The sequence below is a fragment of the Erysipelothrix amsterdamensis genome, from assembly GCF_940143175.1.
GTDB lineage: Bacteria > Bacillota_I > Bacilli_A > Erysipelotrichales > Erysipelotrichaceae > Erysipelothrix > Erysipelothrix amsterdamensis.
The window spans coordinates 673,109-693,040 of sequence record NZ_OW659496.1; the positions used below are offsets into that span (position 1 = coordinate 673,109).

Sequence of the window (19,932 nt, forward strand, 5' to 3'; positions counted from 1 at the left end):
TTTTGCGCACAAAAAAAGAAGGCCGAAGCCTTCTATTTAAAGTTTACAACTACTTCAGAACCTTCATGATCACTTAATCGAAAGGAACTCATGGCTACGCCATCTACAGTAAAGGAATCGATAACACCCGATGCCTTGCCTTGTGTGTCGACGGTCAGATAACCTGCATCGGCAGCCCGTTTTAGATTTGAACGGAGATAGTCACCAGAAGCGGTAATTTCTAAGTCCGTGACATTAACTCGAATGGTTGTACCAGAGTAATCTCCAGGTTTTACGCTTTTTCCAAGAATGTTTGGATCTGCGGAGACAACGGATTTATACTTGTTGCCTTCAAGAACATAGTTTCCTTGGATAAGATCACGACTAAATCCTGCCGCAACCATCTGTTCTACAAAGTCATTAAATGCGGTACCAGCTGATGGTACAGAAACACTGATTTCTTTTGCATCAACTGATGTACAGACAACATTACTCTTCTTGCCGGTACTCTTATCAAAGGTATAGTATGAACATGCTTCAATCTTACCTTTTAAGTTCTCGATTGTGACTGAGATTTCTTGGTTTGGACCTTCGGTCATGGATTCCGCGATTGGTTTTCCATCAACACGAATTTCGGATTTATAACGAACCGCTCCAAAGAGCCATGATGGATCATACAATCGTTTTCCATCCACAGTACCACCGCTAGGGTAGTTCATCGTTATGGTAGAAGGTGCAACGGTTAATTGCGATGCATCCGGATAGGTTGCCATCTTAATATCGAAATTAAATTTATTGCCTTTTTGGTTCATCATAACTTTATGATCGCTCAGTGCAGATAAGTCTTTTGGACTCGCTTCCGCAAGTTTTAAGAAATCGCGTTTGATATAACCTGTGGCAAGTAAACTTTGATCCATGCCCTCTACAGGTGCTTGATACGGGAAGGTACCCAAGATATGTTGGATATCTGCAACCGAACCTGGACGGGCAACATCATCACCTGTCCCAAAGGACTCTTCAATAAGATCGAGTAAATAACTGTTTAATTTACCTGTAAGGTTTTGTGATGCTTCATCAACACCATACTCATCAATAAAGTAAGGGTTCTTTTTATCTTTTGAATCAAAACCAGTCCATGTCGCAATACTGTATTCTGATGTTGCGGTAATCATGAGACGGTCTTTAATTGCATTTCGTGGAACACCAGTGGCATCAGCCGTTTCATTATCGTATTTATTTGTACCGGTTTTACCAAATACAGGATAGTTACGACGAACTGGTGAAATAACTGGGTTATAAGGGCTATCTACAGCATACTTCATGATTCGAGTTGTGAGCCATGCTGATGCGTCAGAGATAACAGGTGTTGCAGTGTGTGATGGAACATAAGGTTCGCGATCACTATCTAAAAATTCAATGCGTGTAATCGTATGGGGTTTAATATAATTACCATCATTGAACATAACAGCATTGGCTCCCGCTAATTCAACAGGGCTAACTGTAAATGTTCCATCACCAATAGCAAATCCTGGTCGGAAGTTATCTTCAGATACGGAACTGAATCCGAGTTTATTGAGATATTCGACCATCTTTTCATTTCCAATGGTATCAATTGTACCTTGTGTTGCTTCTAAAGCAGGTATGTTTCGTGAATCGGCAACAGCCATCATTAAAGGAACTTGTCCTAAATAGCGACCATCATAGTTACCAATTAAAATATCTGTACCACGATAATTCATTGGAGCATCCAAGAATACATGTGAGGTCGCAAGACCTTGATATTCAAATGCAGGTGCATAGGCGATATGTGGTTTCATAACGGATGCTGGTGATGAGTTTTTCGCGATGGCACGGTTATGAAGGAATGCTCCATTATAATCGAAACCACCCACAATTCCTGCAATCTCACCAGTACGGTTATTTAAGATAACCGAACCTACTTGAATTGGACGATATTCATTCTTCTCTTCATCGATAAGTGAAGGGTTTAAGTCTGTGATCTTACGGTTTTGGAAATCATCGATTCCTTTTTGAACCGTAGGGTCCATACTTGTGTAAATATTCATCGAAACTTTTCCTGGATCAAGTCCAGTAAGTTCTTGTGCTTCTTGATATGCGACGTCAATGAATGCTTGATATTCAAACATTTCACCTTCGGAAGCTGAGGACTCAACTAGTAAATCCTCTACGCGTACAGCTTTCGCAAGTTGGTACTCTTCATCGGTAATGTAGCCGTGATAATTCATTAAATAGAGTACTTCTTTAGTTCGCTCATCGGCTGCTTCGATACTATAGTAAGGGTTATTGACACTTGGTGCATTAATAACACCTGCAAGGAAGGCTGCTTCTGTAAGGTTAATTTCAGATAGACGCTTGCCGAAGTATGCTTGAGCCGATGCATCTGCTCCCATTGTGCGCGGAACACCATAGTTAATCATATTAATATAGAGTTCAAAGATCATTTTTTTACTGAGGACTTGTTCACGCTCTAATTTAGTAGAAAGATAAATTTCTTGCAGTTTTCGGTTTACACCTGTTGCTGCATCCTCATTCTCCATAAAATACTGGTTTTTGATTAGTTGCATCGTTAGCGTTGATCCACCTTGACCAAAACTAATCGATCCATGTCTTAATGAATCAAGAAGATTTGAAAGTGCTGCTTTGGTAAAGCGGGGAACATCCCAACCACCATGGACAAAGAAACGGGAATCCTCAACAGCAACAAATGCATCAATTAATGATTGAGGCACTTGATCAAATGTTGTAGGATCTGATTTCTTTGCGGCTGTATTGTAAATCGGCTCACCATTTTTATCAAAGATGGTGGATGCAGATTGTGTTAAAAAGTCATCCTTTTTAAGCACTGGAGCATTCTTCATGTTTTTAACGGTGAGTGCTCCCACGCCCGTAACGCCAAGAATTCCAATTGATACACAGACAATTAAGACCCATGCGACGATACGTTGTCGTTTAAGTTTCTTTTGTTCGGGTGTTAAGGGTTTTTTATCTTTTTTTGGTTTTACTTTTTTTTGAGAACCATTTGTATTATTTGAAGATCCACTTTTCATATGTGGAATCTCAGGTTCGTTTTTACTTTTTCTATTTGTCATAGACACTCCTTTATATAGACTCTATTAATAATGTCAAGATAATGACAAGGTATTTGATATGTACTCTCGAGCTGAAAACCGACGGTTCGAATCCACGAAAGGGGTAATGAACGGACGCTTTTTTCGCTAATATAAGGTACAAAGTCTTTTGCAAAGATCAAATACGTCTCATCAATCGTCCAAAAACGAATGATAAGAAATGCTATGGCACCATGCCGTGAAACAGCAGCAAGATGATCGAGCTGATGTTTATGAAGCGCAGCAAGTGGGAACAACGTTTTGTTCTTTGTTTCCTTTGCTTCAAAATCAAGAGCGTATCCCTTATATACACCTTGATAATCGGTTGTGGATGCCTGTCTAAAATAAGCTTCAGTGATTTTTGCTTTGTTACGTGAAGGATAGTCAACATTGACAATTTGAATCGGCGTAGGTTTTTTATGAACTACCGCCATGTCCTTCATGAGATAGTGGTCATTGGTTTTGTTGATATCTTCTTCAAGACTCATACCACGTCTACTTGTAACGCCAGTACCACTGGGTTTGTTGTAAGTTTTTTTTCCAGTTGGATATTGAATCATCTAATCACCAACAATATTATACTATAATTCACATCAAATATCATATACTAAAAATCTTCAGGGAAAGCGGAGGTTTCCTATTGAACTTCAAACGGTAATTTGTAATAATAGATGAGAGGTGAATTTATGGCACAAAAATTAACGACGCAAGCAATCCTGGATAAAGAGTTCCATGTGGACTTTAAGGGATATAATGCAGTTGAGGTTGATCAATTCCTTGATCAAGTAATGCACGACTATGAATTCTTTGAAGGCATTATCAAAGAACAAAAAGAGTTGTTAGATCGATATGAAACCACATTAGGTCAACAAAAACGCATGCTTTTAGAATATGAAGGAAGAGATCGTGTGTCTAAGGATATGCCGACTCAATTCAGTCATGTAGACATTCTAAAACGTGTTTCACGACTTGAGGAAGCGGTCTTTAATAATAAAAAATAAATCTTACTAACACGAAAGATAATCGCTGCAGTAAAATGTAGAGGAAAGTCCATGCTCGCACCACCTGAGATGGTGGTAGTGTTTGTGCTCAGTGAATCAATAAGCTGAGGTATAGAGGCATCTATAACGGCAGACCAAAATCCTAAGGGAAACTATGGATGGAGGCTATAAAAGTGCCACAGTGACGAAGTTCCTAGGGAAACCTAGGAAGTGGAACGAGGTAAACCCCATAAGCGAGAAACCCAAAATTGGTAGGGGAACTCACACTACTGAAATGAAGGTAACGTGAGACGTTTTTAAAACGTAGATAAATGATTATCGCAACAGAACATGGCTTAATGAGTGTTAATGCATTTAGGAGTAGAAATACTCCTTTTTTTAATTTGATAAATGCACACGTATTACATTGTAATAAAGTGTAATGATTGTTATAATTATTTTATATGTGTAAGGAAGGTGAGCATAACTTGGAAAAAATTGGCTTAATACTACAAGAACGCCGTAAAGAACAAGGTTACTCATTAGAAGAAATGAGTGTTAAAACGAAATTATCAACCGTACAGTTGAGTGCTATTGAAGAAGGAAATATTCAATTTTTTAAAGATGATTTATCGTATTTGAGTTACTTTGTACGATATTACGCAAATGCTTTAGGTATTGATTATAATGAATTGCGAAATGAGTTGGATGATACGATTAACGCGTATACGGATTCCATCACGGTTTCTCAGATCAAAAAGCAAGACGAAATTACAAGTAATGTCCAAAAAAAATCAAAGAAAACAAAAGTTAAAAGTAAACCCACTTCGAAAGGTCGTAAAAAGATGGATTTACAAACAATTGCAATGCTTCTATTTGCGATTGCAATTCTTGTGCTTTTATTCTTTGGTGGTTATAAATTGTTGAGTGGAAGTCTCAACGTTAAAGATCCAATTGAAGATCCAGGAAGTACAATTGTTGTGCCAAAAGAAGATCCGAAAGAGGAATCTAAAGAAGACGAGAAAAAACCTGAAACAGAAAAACCAAAAGAACCTGAAAAAGTGAAACTTGAAGTTGCGCAAAAATCGATTGAAGGATCCAGTGTTGTTTATGAAGTAAAGAACTGGGTTAAAGATGAAAAAGCAACGTTTGAATTTGAGTTCCACAATGCTTCATGGACATCCTTTACAGAAGATGGTCAACAACTTGCAAACCCTGCAGCTAAGATTTTTAATGCAGGTGAGAAAGCAAGTGTGATCTTCAATGTTGTTGAAGGGAAGTCGTTGGAAGCAACGTTTGGTTATATGAATGGAAATGAAATTAAGTTGAATGGTGAGAAAGTTGAATTGGATGCATCGATTGCAACCTTACCAGACTATGCAACAATTACCTTCAAGTTTATTGGAGGAGCTAACTAATGAATATTGCAAATAAATTAACCGTGTTTCGAATTATTTTAATACCAATCATCGTATTGGTTGAATTATTTCCTTACAGTCATTTTGGGATTACTGTTCCCTATATTAATATCGAAACCGTAATGTTATCTTATAAAAATATCGCGGTTCTTGTACTCTTTGCGGTTGCATCCTTTACAGATTTCCTGGATGGTTATCTTGCACGCAGTCGCAATATGATTACCGTCTTTGGTAAGTTCTTAGATCCAATTGCGGATAAACTTTTAGTGAATACATTATTTATAATTTTTGCTTATCAAGGAATTGTTCCTGTTGTGGCAGTATTGATTATGATTTGGCGCGATACCATTGTAGATGCAGTACGAATGTTACTTGCTCAAAAAGGAATGGTTATGGCTGCTGGGTATTTAGGTAAGGTAAAGACTGTAGCGCAAATGATTGCAATTATTTTAGTCTTGCTGAATAACCTGCCATTTGAGTTGTATCATATTCCAGTTTCATCCATTGCAGTATGGTTTGCAACATTAATGTCAGTCTTAAGTGGGGCTTCGTATGTAATTCAAAGCCGTTCATTCTTTACAGAAAGTATGTAGTCTTTGTTTAGTTTCATATATGGAGGATCGTATGGATAACGCAAAAAAAGATAAAGTTCTTGATGATGCAATAAAACAAATCGAAAAACAATTTGGTAAGGGTTCAATTATGCGCTTGGGTGATCGAGCAGCGGTTGATATTGATGCTATTAGTTCAGGGTCGTTAAGTTTAGATGCTGCACTTGGAATTGGCGGATACCCAAAAGGTCGTATTATTGAAATTTACGGCCCTGAATCAAGCGGTAAAACAACGCTCGCATTACATGCAATTGCAGAAGTGCAAAAAGCGGGTGGAAAAGCTGCATTTATCGATGCTGAAAATGCGATTGATCCTATCTATGCTCAAAACTTAGGCGTTAACATTGATGATTTAATTCTTTCACAACCCGATAGCGGTGAACAAGGATTAGAAATTGTAGATGTTTTAGTACGAAGTGGTGCGGTTGACTTGATTGTGGTTGACAGTGTTGCTGCACTTGTTCCACAAGCGGAACTTGATGGGGAAATGGGCGATGCTCAAGTTGGTTTACAAGCTCGGATGATGTCTAAAGCAATGCGTAAATTATCCGGTGGAATGAACCGAGGCGAGTGTACTGCAATTTTTATTAATCAACTTCGAGAAAAAGTAGGAATTATGTTTGGTAATCCTGAAACAACACCGGGAGGTCGTGCCTTAAAATTCTATTCTTCGGTTCGACTTGATATTCGTCGTAGTGAACAAATAAAACAAGGTACAGATATTGTGGGTAATAAAGCTAATATTAAAGTCGTAAAGAATAAAGTGGCACCGCCCTTTAGAGCAACACAAGTTGAAATTATTTACGGTAAGGGAATTAGCTATATTGGTGAAGTAATCGACTTAGGTGTTCAATACGACTTTATCAATAAGAGTGGATCATGGTATTCTTATAAAGATGAGAAAATCGGACAAGGTCGTGAAGCGGTACGAAGTTTCTTAGAAGATAATCCTAAGATAACTGAAGAAATTGCTGCGCAAATTCGCGAGATTATTCTACCGAAACGTGAAGTTTTAGAGAAAAAAGAGGAGAAAGAATGATATTATATATCATTCTTTTTTTTGTCCTTGTGGAATTCACATTAATAAAGTATTATATATGTATTAGGAAACTAATTTTTAAATATTTTTTAATAAAGAAAGAGGAATAGAATGGACAATCAACTATTATATTCCGTCTTAACTGGTATTATTGTTTTTATTTTGACAATTTTTGCGATGATTGTCGTTAATAAATTAGGTTTAAACCGTTCAAAGGAACGTGCAAATTCATTAATTAAAGATGCTGAAGATAAAGCAGAATCAATAAAAAGAGAAGCACATTTAGAAGCGAAAACTCATGCATATGAGATCAAACTAAATGCTGAAAAGGAACTTAAGGGGCAGCGTAAGGAACTCCAAGAATATGAAAATAAATTGGATCGCCGTGAAGAAAATCTAAATTTTCGCGATGCAAACTTAGTTACTAAAGATAAAGAAATGTTGAATAAGCAACGTGACTTAGAGGCTAGAACTGCCAAACTAGATAAGATGGAGCAGGAGTTTATTGAGCGCACAGAAGTTCAATTAAGAGAATTAGAACGTGTTGCACATATGCCTGCATCGGAAGCAAAAGCTGAACTTTTCGAAGTTGTCGAAAAGCAAATGGAACAAGAAGTTCTTACATACATACGTGAACAAGAAGAAATGGCTCATCAACGGGCTGAAGACATCGCAAGAAACATAATTTCTCTTGCTATTTCGCGATATGCACAAGAAGAGACTTCACAACGTACTTCATCTGTAATTACCTTACCAAGTGAGGAAATGAAAGGCCGTATTATTGGTCGTGAAGGACGTAATATCCGTGCATTTGAAAATGCTACGGGCGTTGATCTCTTAATCGACGACACACCTGAAATTATTACATTATCCTGTTTTGATCCAATTCGTCGTGAAGTTGCGCGAATGGCATTGGATACTCTTATGACTGATGGTCGAATTCAACCCGGTCGTATTGAAGAAGTTGTTGATAAAGCTCGTAAAGAACTCTATCAAGTTATTAATAAAACGGGTCAAGACACCTTATTTGATCTTGGTATTAGTAAGATGGATAAAGAAATTGTTACCATCCTTGGACGTCTTAAATATCGTTACAGCTACGGTCAAAATGCCTTAGCACACAGTATTGAAGTAGCAAATTTAGCGGGTATGATGGCTGCAGAACTTGGCTTGAATCAAAAACTTGCGAAACGTGCAGGTCTCCTTCATGACATTGGTAAAGGTCTTGATTTTGAAATCGAGGGTAGCCATGTAGATTTAGGAGTACGTTTAGCGAAGAAACATAATGAACATCCAATTGTGATTAATGCGATAGCATCACATCACGGTGATACTGAAGCAACCAGTGCGATAGCCGTACTTGTCGCAGCAGCGGATACATTAAGTGCAGCAAGACCGGGCGCACGCTTTGAGTCGTTTGAAAATTATATTCAACGTCTTGAAGAACTTGAAGCAATTGCATCGACACGTGAAGGTGTCCAACGCGCATTCGCAATTCAAGCAGGTCGTGAATTACGTGTTATGGTTGTACCAGATGAAATCGATGATCTTCAAACGGTAAAATTGGCACGCGATATTCGTCAACAAATAGAAGAAGAACTCACATATCCTGGTCAAATTAAAGTGACCGTGATTCGTGAATTACGCGCAATGGAGTTAGCTAAGTAATGAAGATATTATTTATAGGTGATATCGTAGGAGCAAGTGGTCGACAAATTGTTGTTGACCACTTACCTATGTTAAAAGAGAAATATGAAATTGACTTTACGATTGCAAATGGTGAAAACAGTGCGCATGGTAAAGGGATTACAAAGAAAATATACCATCAATTAACGGAAGCAGGCGTGGAGTGTATTACGATGGGAAACCATACATTCGCAAAACGTGAAATTATCGATGATTATGACGAATGTCCTAATCTTTTAATACCTGCTAACATTGAACCCATTGATTTTGGAAACTACTACAAAGTTTTTGATGTTAAGGGAAAACAAATATGTGTAGTAAACCTTTATGGTGAAGCATTTATGAATCGCGTTGGTGATCGTCCTTATCCTTATATGGACTGGCTTTTGGAGAATACAGAGTATGATTATTACTTTGTGGATTTCCATGGAGAGTCGACGAGTGAGAAGATGTTATTTGCTCATATTTATTCAGAAGAAATTGATGCAATGGTTGGAACCCATACACATGTTCAAACTGCAGATGAACGTATTATTGGTCAAGTGGCTTATATTACGGATGTGGGAATGTGTGGCGCTTGTGATAGTGTTATTGGACGTGACATTGATGAGTTGTATGATCGCGTAATTTTAAATGAAAATACACACTTCAAAGTGGCTAAAGGTGATGCATTCTTAAATGCTGTAGTGATTGATGTTGATGATAAGACAATGAAGTCGAAGTCAATTCAAAGAATTGCAATTTAAAGTAAGTAAAACCAAGCCTTGCTTGGTTTTTTTATTGAAGTTTCTGTGCAAACATTAGTGCTTCGTTTTTAAGTGAAGGAAATCTAGTGTATAATATAGGAAATGGTTTACATCATATTAGAAATTAATTAAAAGGAGATTTTATGGATAAAATTCGTTTTCTCGCATTAGGAGGTCTTGATGAAGATGGCAAGAATATGTCAGTCATCGAGATTAATGACGAGATTTATGTCGTGGATGCAGGTTTAAAATATCCACAAACTGATCAATTGGGCGTTGAAATTGTAATTCCCGATTTATCATATTTAAAGAAAAATAAAAAACGTGTTAAAGCTATCTTTATCACACACGGTCATGATGACGTAATGGGTGCACTCCCTTATCTTGTAAAGGAAGTAAATGCACCGGTATATGCAACACCTTTGATTGCACTGATGATTGAAGACTTGTTTAAAGAAAATAAAGTCAAGAATGCGCATATTCACAAAATTAAACGTAACAGTCGTTTTAAAATTGGTGAGCGTCGTTTTGTCGCGTTCGGTTTAACGCATTCAATTCCGGATACATTTGGGATTGCAATTGATACAGATCAAGGTTATGTTGTTCATTCAAGTGAATTTATTATTGATTTTGATGTGCGTAATCAAGGTTTTATGTGTGATGTCGCGAACATCTCTGAATTAGGGAAAAAAGGTGTTTTCTTATTAACAGCCGAGTCTGTTGCTTCGAAACGTCAAGGATTTACTTCACCAAATCATCGTATTACAAAGCGAATTGAACGTGTTTTTGAAGAGACAAATGAACGTATTCTTGTTACTTTATACGAACAAAATATTTACCGACTTATCGAAGTTATTGAGACAGCACAGAAATTTAAACGTAAAGTGTTTTTCTACGGTGAAAAGCAACGCCGTTTGATGAAGCATCTTGAACGTCTTAACTATTACCACATGCCTAAAGGTTTAGAAATTAAGCCAGAGCAGTTTAATAATGATATTAAAGATGTTGTCGTGATTGTATCCGATATTGGTCCAAGTGTGTTCAATAAAATGGGACGCATTGCGATGGGGGAAGATCAACTTGTTGAAGTGAATGAAAACGATCATGTGATTGTCGCATCTCCAGTTGTTCCTGGTACTGAAGCGGTCGCAGGTGCAATGATTAACGAATTGTATAAAGATGGCGTTAAAGTGATGTCACTCAACTATAAAGATGTTATGCCAATGCATGCATCGGTAGAAGATTTAAAAATGATGATTGCACTTCTTAAACCGAAGTATTATGTTCCGGTTAAGGGTGAATATCAAAATCTTGTAGCGAATGCGAGTGTTGCTGTTGATATGGGTATCAGTGCTGGTAATATCGTGATTTTAGACAACGGTCAAGTTGCAGAGTTTGATGAAGGACGTTTAAAAGCTACTTCAGAAATTCTGAAATTAGAAGATATGTTGATTGATGGTAAGGATCATTTAGATACATCAGGATTAGTGCTCCGTGATCGTCAAACATTGGCAACGGATGGATCAATCATTGTAGGTATGGTAATTAATAATAAAACTAAAGAAATTTTGGGCGGACCCGACGTGCAATCACGCGGTGTTATCTACCTAAAAGATGCCGATAATATTATGAAAGAAGTCGGTGTTATTCTTGAACAAACGATTTTGAAACTCGTTGAGAAGCATAAATACGATAATGTTACGGCCCGTAATGAAGCTCGTGATGTTATTGCGAAATACATTTACAAACAAACAGGAAAACGCCCGATGATTTTACCTGTTATTATCGAAATTCATATCTGATAGGGGTGATTGAGTGAGTTCTAAGGGAAAGAAAACTAAAAAAGAACAGCTTAAACAACAAGAGCTTATTAAATTTGTTGTTGAACTCTCTTTGATTGCACTTGCAATTATTGCGATGTTTGAACTGGGTGTTATTGGTCGTTTTTTAAATCAATGCATGCGTGTTTTAGTAGGTCAATATCCAATGCTTTACCATATCTTAATCATAGGTATTACCTTTTATAAAATGATTGATACTGATCATAAACATAAAACGTGGCGTTTTTGGACAGCTGTTGGACTTTTGTTTACAGCAATGATTCTTTCGGTTAATTTCTTTCTACAACCTCAAGCATCCGGTTTATCGGTGATATCCGAGTATTTTAATCGAATTCCTAAGATTTTTATGAATTCGAATGAGAACGCTTATGGTGGTGTAGTGGGAGCCGTTTTATTTGGTTTGTTATCGTATCTTGTAGATCGTGCTGGTGTATTGCTGTTTGTGATTGTCTTAATTCTAAGTGGTCTTGCTCTCTTGTTTACACCTCGAGAAATGTTGCGTAGTGCTCAAAAGAGTACGGATGCTACCAAGTCTGCATTTGAAAAACGTCGTGAACAAAAAGAAGCAAAACGACGTGATAAAGCACTTCATCAGAAACAAGTTGAATTGGATGAGAAATTAAATGATTATGCATCTGAGGCAGAGCCAACGAAAGCTGGGTTTATTTCTTTTGATCCACCTCAAAGTGGTGTCGAACCGACTTCTAAAACTCCGTTTATGACAATGGACGAACCATCCGCAACGATTCCAAGTGATGTCGCTAAATCTGATGAGAATCCGTTTGGTCTTGAAAATGCGGGTTTAGATCCGGTTTCATTATCAGATAAAACAAGTACACAAGAAGCACTTGAACACGGTGAAGATTTTAGATCCAGTTCATTTGATCATTACAAAGTTCCTTCAATTAACTTATTAGAGGCGGGACGTGGTTCGAATACCTCAAAAGCAAATGTTAGCAGTGCTAAAGATAAAGGTGACCGTTTAATTGCAGTTTTAAAACAGTTTGGTATTGATGCTGCTCTTATGGATATACATATTGGACCAGCAGTTACCAAGTTCGAACTAAAACCGGATAGTAATGTGAAAATCAGTCGCATTGCCTCAATTCAAGATAACTTAATGATGGAATTGGCAGTAAAAACATTACGTATTGAAGCACCAATTCCAGGTAAGAGTGCAGTGGGGATTGAAATTCCCAATGTGGAAATGGTTCCAGTTAAGATGAAAGATGTTGTGATGGGTTCGTCACAATTTATGGCTGAAGATAACATTAATGTTGCTTTGGGTAAAGATCTAACTGGAAAACCGATTACAGTTGCTTTAAATAAAATGCCTCATTTACTTGTGGCGGGGGCAACTGGAAGTGGTAAGTCGGTATGTATGAATACAATTATTACATCCATACTTCTTACGAAGTCACCTGAAGATTTGAAACTTCTCTTGATTGATCCCAAAAAAGTAGAATTTACACCGTATACTGAAATACCACATTTAATTGGTCCTGTTATTGATGATCCCCATAAAGCTTCAGCGGCTTTAAAGGTGGTTGTTGAGGAAATGGAACAACGTTATGATTTATTTTCAAAAGCAGGTGTACGAAATATTGGATCTTACAATGAAAAAGTTAAGGCGTTCCCAGCGGAAAACCTTTCCAAATTACCATGGATCGTTGTTATTATTGATGAGTTAGCAGATCTTATGTCTGTTGCCGGTAAAGAAGTTGAAACAAGTATTCAACGAATTACACAACTTGCACGTGCTGCAGGGATTCATCTTATTGTCGCAACACAAAGACCTTCTGTTGATGTTGTGACGGGTATTATCAAAGCAAACATTCCATCACGTATCGCTTTTGCTGTTTCAAGTGCTATTGATTCTCGAACGATTCTTGATGAAACGGGTGCTGAGAAACTGCTCGGATATGGTGATATGCTTTATGTTCCCATGGGCGAACCGCATGCGATTCGCGTTCAGGGCTGTTATGTCAGCGATGATGAAGTTAAAAAAATTGCTGACAAAGCAAGTTCGCAAGCAAAACCACGATTTGATGATTCTTTCATTAAACTTGATGGTGTTGATGGGAATCAAGGTGTCTTGGGTGTGGAAGATGATCCTCTCTATCAAGAAGCCTTGGAATATGTTGTGCGTCAAAAGAAAGCATCAACCTCTTTATTACAGCGACGGTTTAGAATTGGATATAATCGTGCCGCCAACATCGTTGATTCATTAGAACAAAATGGTGTTATTGGACCTGCTCAGGGCAGTAAACCTCGTGATGTTTATATAAAATTAGATGATATTGAACAAGAAAGCGCTCTATAGCGCTTTTTTATTTGTGTGATTATTACCCATTATTTGTCATTTACCGTTAAATTTATGGAGGTATTGTTAAGATTATGTATATTAAGAGAACAAATTGTGCGAATGTAGTGAAATTGTCTTAAAAATAGTGTATATTTATACCGTTAGTCTAAATTTTTATATTTGGATTCATGGGAGGGTATATGAAAAGAAAGCTATTTGCACTATTGATGGCTGTGGTCATGTTTGTATCGACTGGTATTCAGTTGGATGCAGATACAGCACGTGTCGCAAATCAAAACAGTCTCATAACTGATTTTAATTTCTCAAATACTAATTTAAACCATGGGTATGAAACCAGCGTTACAGTTCAATTCGCGGAAACAGGAAATCGTAAATTGAATTCTGGTGATGTTATGGAACTCCGATTACCAATGGAGCAGAAAGTAGATTCAAACGGATCTCCTTATTCCGTGGGACTCAAAGGGATCTCACAAACCATTAAACTTACGATGCCAGGGGTAGAGAATCCACTGGGTCATGTTTATGTTACTGAAGGCAATGTTCATGTTGTATTTACGGATGAAGTCAATCAACTTAATAATATTGCTGGATCTTTTACGTTTCGAGTAGAAGGATATAACAATAATACTCAAAACATTAAAGAAACCATTTACACGAATTTGGGTACAAGTTTATCTGAAAAATCAGTTCAGGTAGAAGGTGAATTCCAGGGGAGTGGTTCTTATGAAATGTTCTCAAAACTTGGCGGTATGTCTCGTGATGAGGAAGAAGTCGTGCGATGGGTTCTTCTTTTAAACGGTGAACGTGAAGGTTTTATGTCTGAAATGACAGTCCGTGATACGATCGGTGTGGGTCATGAATATATTCCCGGATCGTTAGTATTTATGGTTACAGATCATACTGGGAATCGCTATAGTGTTAGTGAACAAGAATTCCGTAATCAATTTGGAGGGGTCTGGATTAATGGTCAGTCTCTCATTGTGTCGACCCATCCAGGTAAATTACACTATGCTTCAATTGAAGTTATGTATAACACAAAAATAACGGATTTGAAGCAAGCTCAATTGGAAAATAAGGCAGTCGCAAGTTTTTATGATAACGAAGGCTACCCACAAACAATTGAAAAAGAAGTATCTGTAGAAAATCATTATGCGTCAGGATCGATTGTTGGTAATAAGCCAAAGCCTGGTGTTTTACGAATTGTGAAAGTCGTTGATGGAACTGAAACACCTGTAGCTGGTGTTACTTTTACTGTGAAAAATGATCGTGGTGCTCTCATTGAACGTGTTACTACAGATGAGTCTGGCGTGGTTAATCTTTCGCTTAAAGATGGTCGTTACACTATTGAAGAAGTTGAAGCACCTTCTTGGCTTGTGGTTGATTCAAAACCAATCACGGTAGATGTAGATCAAAATGCGGAAGTTGGTACTTTAGCCGTATTTAAAAATGAAATTAAGAAAACAAATGTTAAAGTATCCAAAAAATGGGTTGGTGGTCCTTCTCCACATCCTGTAGTTGCATTTAACTTAATGCAAACAGTTGATGGCGTTACAACCGAATCAGGTCGTATTTTAACGCTTGAAGGCGGAAAATCATCTGTTGTTTTTGAAGACCTTCCTCAAGCAACCGCTACGGGTCAAAGGATTACCTATTCTGTAGAAGAAGCAGGTTTCGCAACCGATGAGTATCAGGTTGACATCACACCAATTAATGAAAACAATGAGATTTTTGTTACGAATACATTTATTAAAGATACCGAGTTAACCGATTTTAAAGTCTTTAAAACATGGAAGGGTGGACCTTCTGCGAAACCATCTGTTTCCGTTCAACTTTATGCAAATGGTGAACTTGTTGAAGGAAGCATCCTTGAAATTCCATCCGGTCAAAGCTCTGTAACTTTTAAAGATTTACCGGCTTATAAGGGTGGTGTTGCGATTGATTATAGTATTCGTGAGGTTGACGTACCTGAAAATTATAAAGAAAACATTATAAAACCGAATCATATTGAAAATGAATACTTATTAAAAGACGTAACAATGACCAAAAAATGGGTCGGAGGGAATCCTGTTCGTCCTGAAACGAAGTATGTTTTAGTTGCGGATGGTGTTGATACACAAAATACGATAACCCTCACCCAACAAACCAGTCATACATTCAAAGATATGCCTAAGTATAATGAACAAGGCAAAGAAATTGTTTACAGCGTACGTGAAGTTGTGATTCCAGAAGGATATGATGCATCGTATAGCGACGATGGTTTAACGGTCACAAATACATTCCGTATGGAGTATGTCGATGTGACTGCAAATAAAGTTTGGGTGGATTCCTTGAACCAAGGCAATCATCCTACAGTAAGATTTCAATTGTTCCAAAGTATTGATGGCGTTTCTTCGGCAGTTAATGGGGTCTATCAAGATTTAAGTGAGGGCTCTGTCACATTCAAGAACCTTCCTAAAACAACTCAAGACGGAAAATCAATCCGTTATTTTGTACGCGAAGCGAATATTCCTAAACATTATGAGGTTCACTACAGTGCTGATGGTTTAACCGTTACCAATACTTTCAAACCGGATATGATCTCTGTAAATGTAGAGAAAATATGGAATCATGGCCCAATAGTACGTCCTGAAATTGAGATTCAACTCTACGCAAATGGAGTTCCGGTTTCAAATGGAAAACGAACTTTAAGAAATGGTCAAACGAATCTAGTTTATCGAAATCTACCAAAACAAGATCATGATGGAGATATTGTATATTCAGTTAAGGAATTAACGCAATTGGATCATTATGTAACTCGATATGAAGGATCTGGTACAGATTTGAAGATTATTAATGATTACCAAATACCGACCAAACCCATTATTGCGCGTAAAGTATGGGAAGGCGGACCGAGTCCAAGACCTACCATCTCACTTTTGCTATCAAAACGGATTGAAGGCTCCAATGAAATTCTACCGGTTCCACTTGCACCAATCGAACTTAAAGATGGTGAAACGGAGGCTCATTTTGGTGACCTTCCAATTAAAACCTTGGATGGGAAAACGATTACCTATTTCGCCAATGAGGTCGAAGTGCCGCAGGGTTATTTAGGTTTGAATTCATTTTCAGATCCTTTAACGGTTATTAATCATTTTGACGTCAAAACAGGCCCAATTTATGGTAAAAAAGTATGGCGTGGTGGACCGGAACTTAAACCGGAAATCGAGATTAAGCTTCAAGAGCGTTATGAAGGCGAAACAGATTATCGTGACAGCGGTGTTGCATCAAAAATTTTAAAAAGTGGTAGTGATACGGTACGATTTGATTCAATGCCAACCTTTGCGCTTGATGGACGTCGTATTGAATATAAACTTAAAGAAGTGAACGTACCAAATGGTTACACTCAAATTGAAAGCTTGAATAACCTTGAATTAATCAATGCTTATGATCAAGGTAATACTTCAGTTACCGCTCGAAAGATATGGGTGGGTGGACACAAGGAGACGGTTACACTACGTCTTTACCAAGCCGTAGATGGTATTGAAACATCAGTACCTAATGGGGAACGTGTTTTAAAAGAATCAGAAGAACAAGTTGTAACATTTACAGATTTACCAGAACGTACAATGGATGGGAAAACAATTACGTATTTTGTCCGTGAATCCGGAGTACCTGAAAATTATTCAGTTTCTTACAGTCCCGATCGTTTAACAGTTACCAATACCTTCCAAGAAGGAATAACACACTTAAACGTGAAAAAAATATGGCAAGGAGGTCCTGGACCTTCAGTTCCATTAGAACTTGAGCTCATTCGCAATGGTGAGTCGACGGGGATGATTCAAAGCATGATGCCTGGCGATAACGATATTGTCTTTGCGAATTTACCGAAATTTAATGAGGACAATGCGCCTTATCTTTATAGTGTTCGTGAAGTTAATGAGATTGAACATTATAGTCTTGAAAATATTTCGCATGACGGTGATACCAGTGTAACCTTAACGAATGTCTATGATTATGGTTTGCGTGATGTGATTGCGAAAAAGGTATGGACTAATGGTATTAGTCCACGTCCTGATATTGAGTTTGAACTGCGTCGTACGACATCCCCATCCGATAAAGTAGGGGAATCAACGGGTATGATTCAAACCTTACGTGATGGAGAAACAACTACCGTTTTCGAAGATTTAGAAGTGCGTGATGACGAAGGTAAAACGTATACGTATTTTGTTAAGGAATTAACGTCGGTACCCAATACGGTAACGCAATACAGTCCCGATGGCTTAACAGTTTATAATCACTACGTATCACCGACGACATCCATTCGTATTCTAAAAACATGGGTTGATGGACCTGAAGTTCGTCCTGACACCACATTCCAATTAACGCGACGCTTAAAAGGGACACACGATGAATTTAAAGATGTATTAGGTATGCAAGAACAATTACCTTCGGGTCAATCCCATCTTGATTTTGTGGATGTTCCTCAAAATGATCATCAAGGTAAACCGTATGAATACGCTGTTCGCGAAGTTTCTGTGCCCGAAAACTATACAGTTTCCGTAGCACCGATAACAGACACGAATACAATCGAGGTTACCAATACATATCATGCACCATTAAAAACGGTGAGTGCCTTTAAAGTATGGTCTGGTGGCGAAAAAGCACGGGACAATGTTGTTTTTGAGTTGTATCGTCGTGTTGAAGATAAAGCCTTTGAAGCTGTACCGAATCAAAAAGAGACACTGACACCTTCGATGGCTTCGGTATCGTTTAAAGATGTTCCTGAGTTTGATACGCAAGGACGACGTTTTGAGTATCGTGTAAAAGAAGTACAAGGACCTGAGTTCTTTGATGCTTCTTATAGCGATGATGGCTTAACGGTAACCAATACTTACAATCCAGGTGTAACGGAAGTTGCATTTAAAAAAGTATGGATTGATGGTCCCGAAACACATCCTACAATTGTAGTTGATTTATACGCGAATAACGTTAAAACAGAACATGCACTGACGCTCCAACATGGAGAACATGAAGCATCCTTTACAGACCTACCAAAACGTGATGAGGCAGGTATTGATATTGTATATACAGTACAAGAACGTGATGTTCCTGAAAATTACGATGTATCCTATCAAGGAACAACAATCACAAATACCTTTAATCAAGGCATGCGTGATGTAAGTGCGACAAAACGATGGAATGGTGGCCCAATGTCACGTCCAAATGTTACCTTCGAGCTTTACGCTGATCAAAAGGCTACAGGGATGACCCAAGTTCTTGCTTCTGGCGAGAAGACGGTTACCTTTGCGGATGTGCCTGTTTATACAGCACAAGGAACAAAAATTGTGTATCGTGTTGAAGAAGTGCATGTACCTGAACATTATGACGTAAGTTATAGTTCAGATGGACTTACCGTAACCAATACGTATAACCAAGGAATTCGTGATGTGATTGCAACGAAGAAATGGGTGGGTGGTGCATCAAGCAATCGTCCAACCGTGATTTTTGATTTGTATGCAGATGGCGTTAAGACGCATCAGACGGCAACCTTGCATGACGGAACGACACAAGCACGTTTTACAAAACTACCAGTTCGTAATCAAGATGGATCAATCATTCACTATACGGTTCAAGAACGTTCGAAACATGAAGCGTATGACGTAAGCTATAGTGCGGACGGATTAACCGTAACGAATACCTTCAATCCAGGTTCTCAAACCATCACTGCCCATAAAGTATGGGTTGGTGGACCAGATGATAAACCGGATGTTGTCTTTGAACTTTATGCCAACAACAAACCCCTTGGTGTGAAAAAAATCTTAGGGTCGGGTGTTAAGTCAATCAGTTTTAGACGTCAGCCTGTGTTTGATGATTTTGGAAAACGAATTAAGTACCATATTGTGGAACATGATGTTCCTGGTTATAAAATTACATACAGTGCGGATGGTTTAACCGCAATTAATACCTATACGAAAATAGATAATGGAGTTGGTTCCCTAAACAACAGACCAACGAAACCATCAGTACCACCACTTCATGGAGTTAATGTGTTAGGAATGAGTAAAGATCGCTTGAGTGCTCTTCCAAATACAGGGGTAGGTGGACATCAGATGCAGTATACAGCTGCGCTGGGTCTGATTGCGCTGGGGTTAATCTTTAGACGTAAAAAAAGAAAATAGCGAAACAAAACCTACATGCG

The 19,932-nt window shown here is 38.0% G+C and carries 11 protein-coding genes and 1 other RNA gene; 10 read left to right on the forward strand and 2 right to left on the reverse strand.

All coding sequences use genetic code 11. The annotated features are described in order from the left end of the window. Window positions 1-32: 32 nt before the first annotated feature. Window positions 33-3,089: a transglycosylase domain-containing protein gene (locus NMG63_RS03225; RefSeq protein ID WP_254006302.1), complete on the reverse strand. Its 3,057-nt coding sequence runs from the start codon at window positions 3,087-3,089 to the stop codon at window positions 33-35. Further along, window positions 3,086-3,667 (reverse strand): Holliday junction resolvase RecU, encoded by a 582-nt coding sequence (gene recU / locus NMG63_RS03230; RefSeq protein ID WP_123171619.1) that lies wholly within the window; start codon window positions 3,665-3,667, stop codon window positions 3,086-3,088. Before recU ends, NMG63_RS03225 begins: the two co-directional genes overlap by 4 nt. 126 nt (window positions 3,668-3,793) lie before the next feature. Between recU and NMG63_RS03235 the strand changes: the two genes are divergently transcribed. The 10 genes from NMG63_RS03235 to rspA all read left to right on the forward strand — a co-directional run bounded on the left by NMG63_RS03235 (window position 3,794) and on the right by rspA (window position 19,912). After that, entirely contained in the window at window positions 3,794-4,108 is a 315-nt protein-coding gene (locus NMG63_RS03235; protein ID WP_013852834.1) for a DivIVA domain-containing protein, read from the forward strand. Window positions 4,109-4,123: 15 nt separating this feature from the next. After that, window positions 4,124-4,446, forward strand: an RNA gene (rnpB, locus tag NMG63_RS03240) — RNase P RNA component class B. A 129-nt stretch (window positions 4,447-4,575) separates the two neighbouring features. After that, a complete protein-coding gene (locus NMG63_RS03245; RefSeq protein ID WP_254006303.1) occupies window positions 4,576-5,505 on the forward strand; it encodes a helix-turn-helix domain-containing protein in 930 nt (309 codons plus the stop codon). After that, a complete protein-coding gene (gene pgsA / locus NMG63_RS03250) occupies window positions 5,505-6,098 on the forward strand; it encodes a CDP-diacylglycerol--glycerol-3-phosphate 3-phosphatidyltransferase (RefSeq protein ID WP_003773281.1) in 594 nt (197 codons plus the stop codon). The genes NMG63_RS03245 and pgsA overlap by 1 nt, the downstream gene beginning before the upstream one ends. 31 nt (window positions 6,099-6,129) lie before the next feature. Next, entirely contained in the window at window positions 6,130-7,155 is a 1,026-nt protein-coding gene (gene recA / locus NMG63_RS03255) for a recombinase RecA (RefSeq protein WP_013852836.1), read from the forward strand. Between the two features lie 111 nt (window positions 7,156-7,266). Further along, on the forward strand, window positions 7,267-8,823 hold the full coding sequence (gene rny / locus NMG63_RS03260) for a ribonuclease Y (RefSeq protein WP_003773285.1): 1,557 nt from the start codon (window positions 7,267-7,269) through the stop codon (window positions 8,821-8,823). Next, entirely contained in the window at window positions 8,823-9,587 is a 765-nt protein-coding gene (locus NMG63_RS03265) for a TIGR00282 family metallophosphoesterase (RefSeq protein ID WP_123171616.1), read from the forward strand. The genes rny and NMG63_RS03265 overlap by 1 nt, the downstream gene beginning before the upstream one ends. A 143-nt stretch (window positions 9,588-9,730) precedes the next feature. Continuing rightward, window positions 9,731-11,389 (forward strand): ribonuclease J, encoded by a 1,659-nt coding sequence (locus NMG63_RS03270; protein ID WP_003773289.1) that lies wholly within the window; start codon window positions 9,731-9,733, stop codon window positions 11,387-11,389. Between the two features lie 13 nt (window positions 11,390-11,402). Then, window positions 11,403-13,751 carry a DNA translocase FtsK gene (locus NMG63_RS03275; RefSeq protein WP_254006304.1) on the forward strand — a complete coding sequence of 783 codons (2,349 nt, stop codon included), beginning with the start codon at window positions 11,403-11,405 and terminating at the stop codon, window positions 13,749-13,751. Between the two features lie 182 nt (window positions 13,752-13,933). Next, window positions 13,934-19,912 (forward strand): sortase-dependent adhesin RspA, encoded by a 5,979-nt coding sequence (gene rspA, locus NMG63_RS03280; RefSeq protein ID WP_254006305.1) that lies wholly within the window; start codon window positions 13,934-13,936, stop codon window positions 19,910-19,912. The last annotated feature ends 20 nt before the right edge of the window (window positions 19,913-19,932 follow it).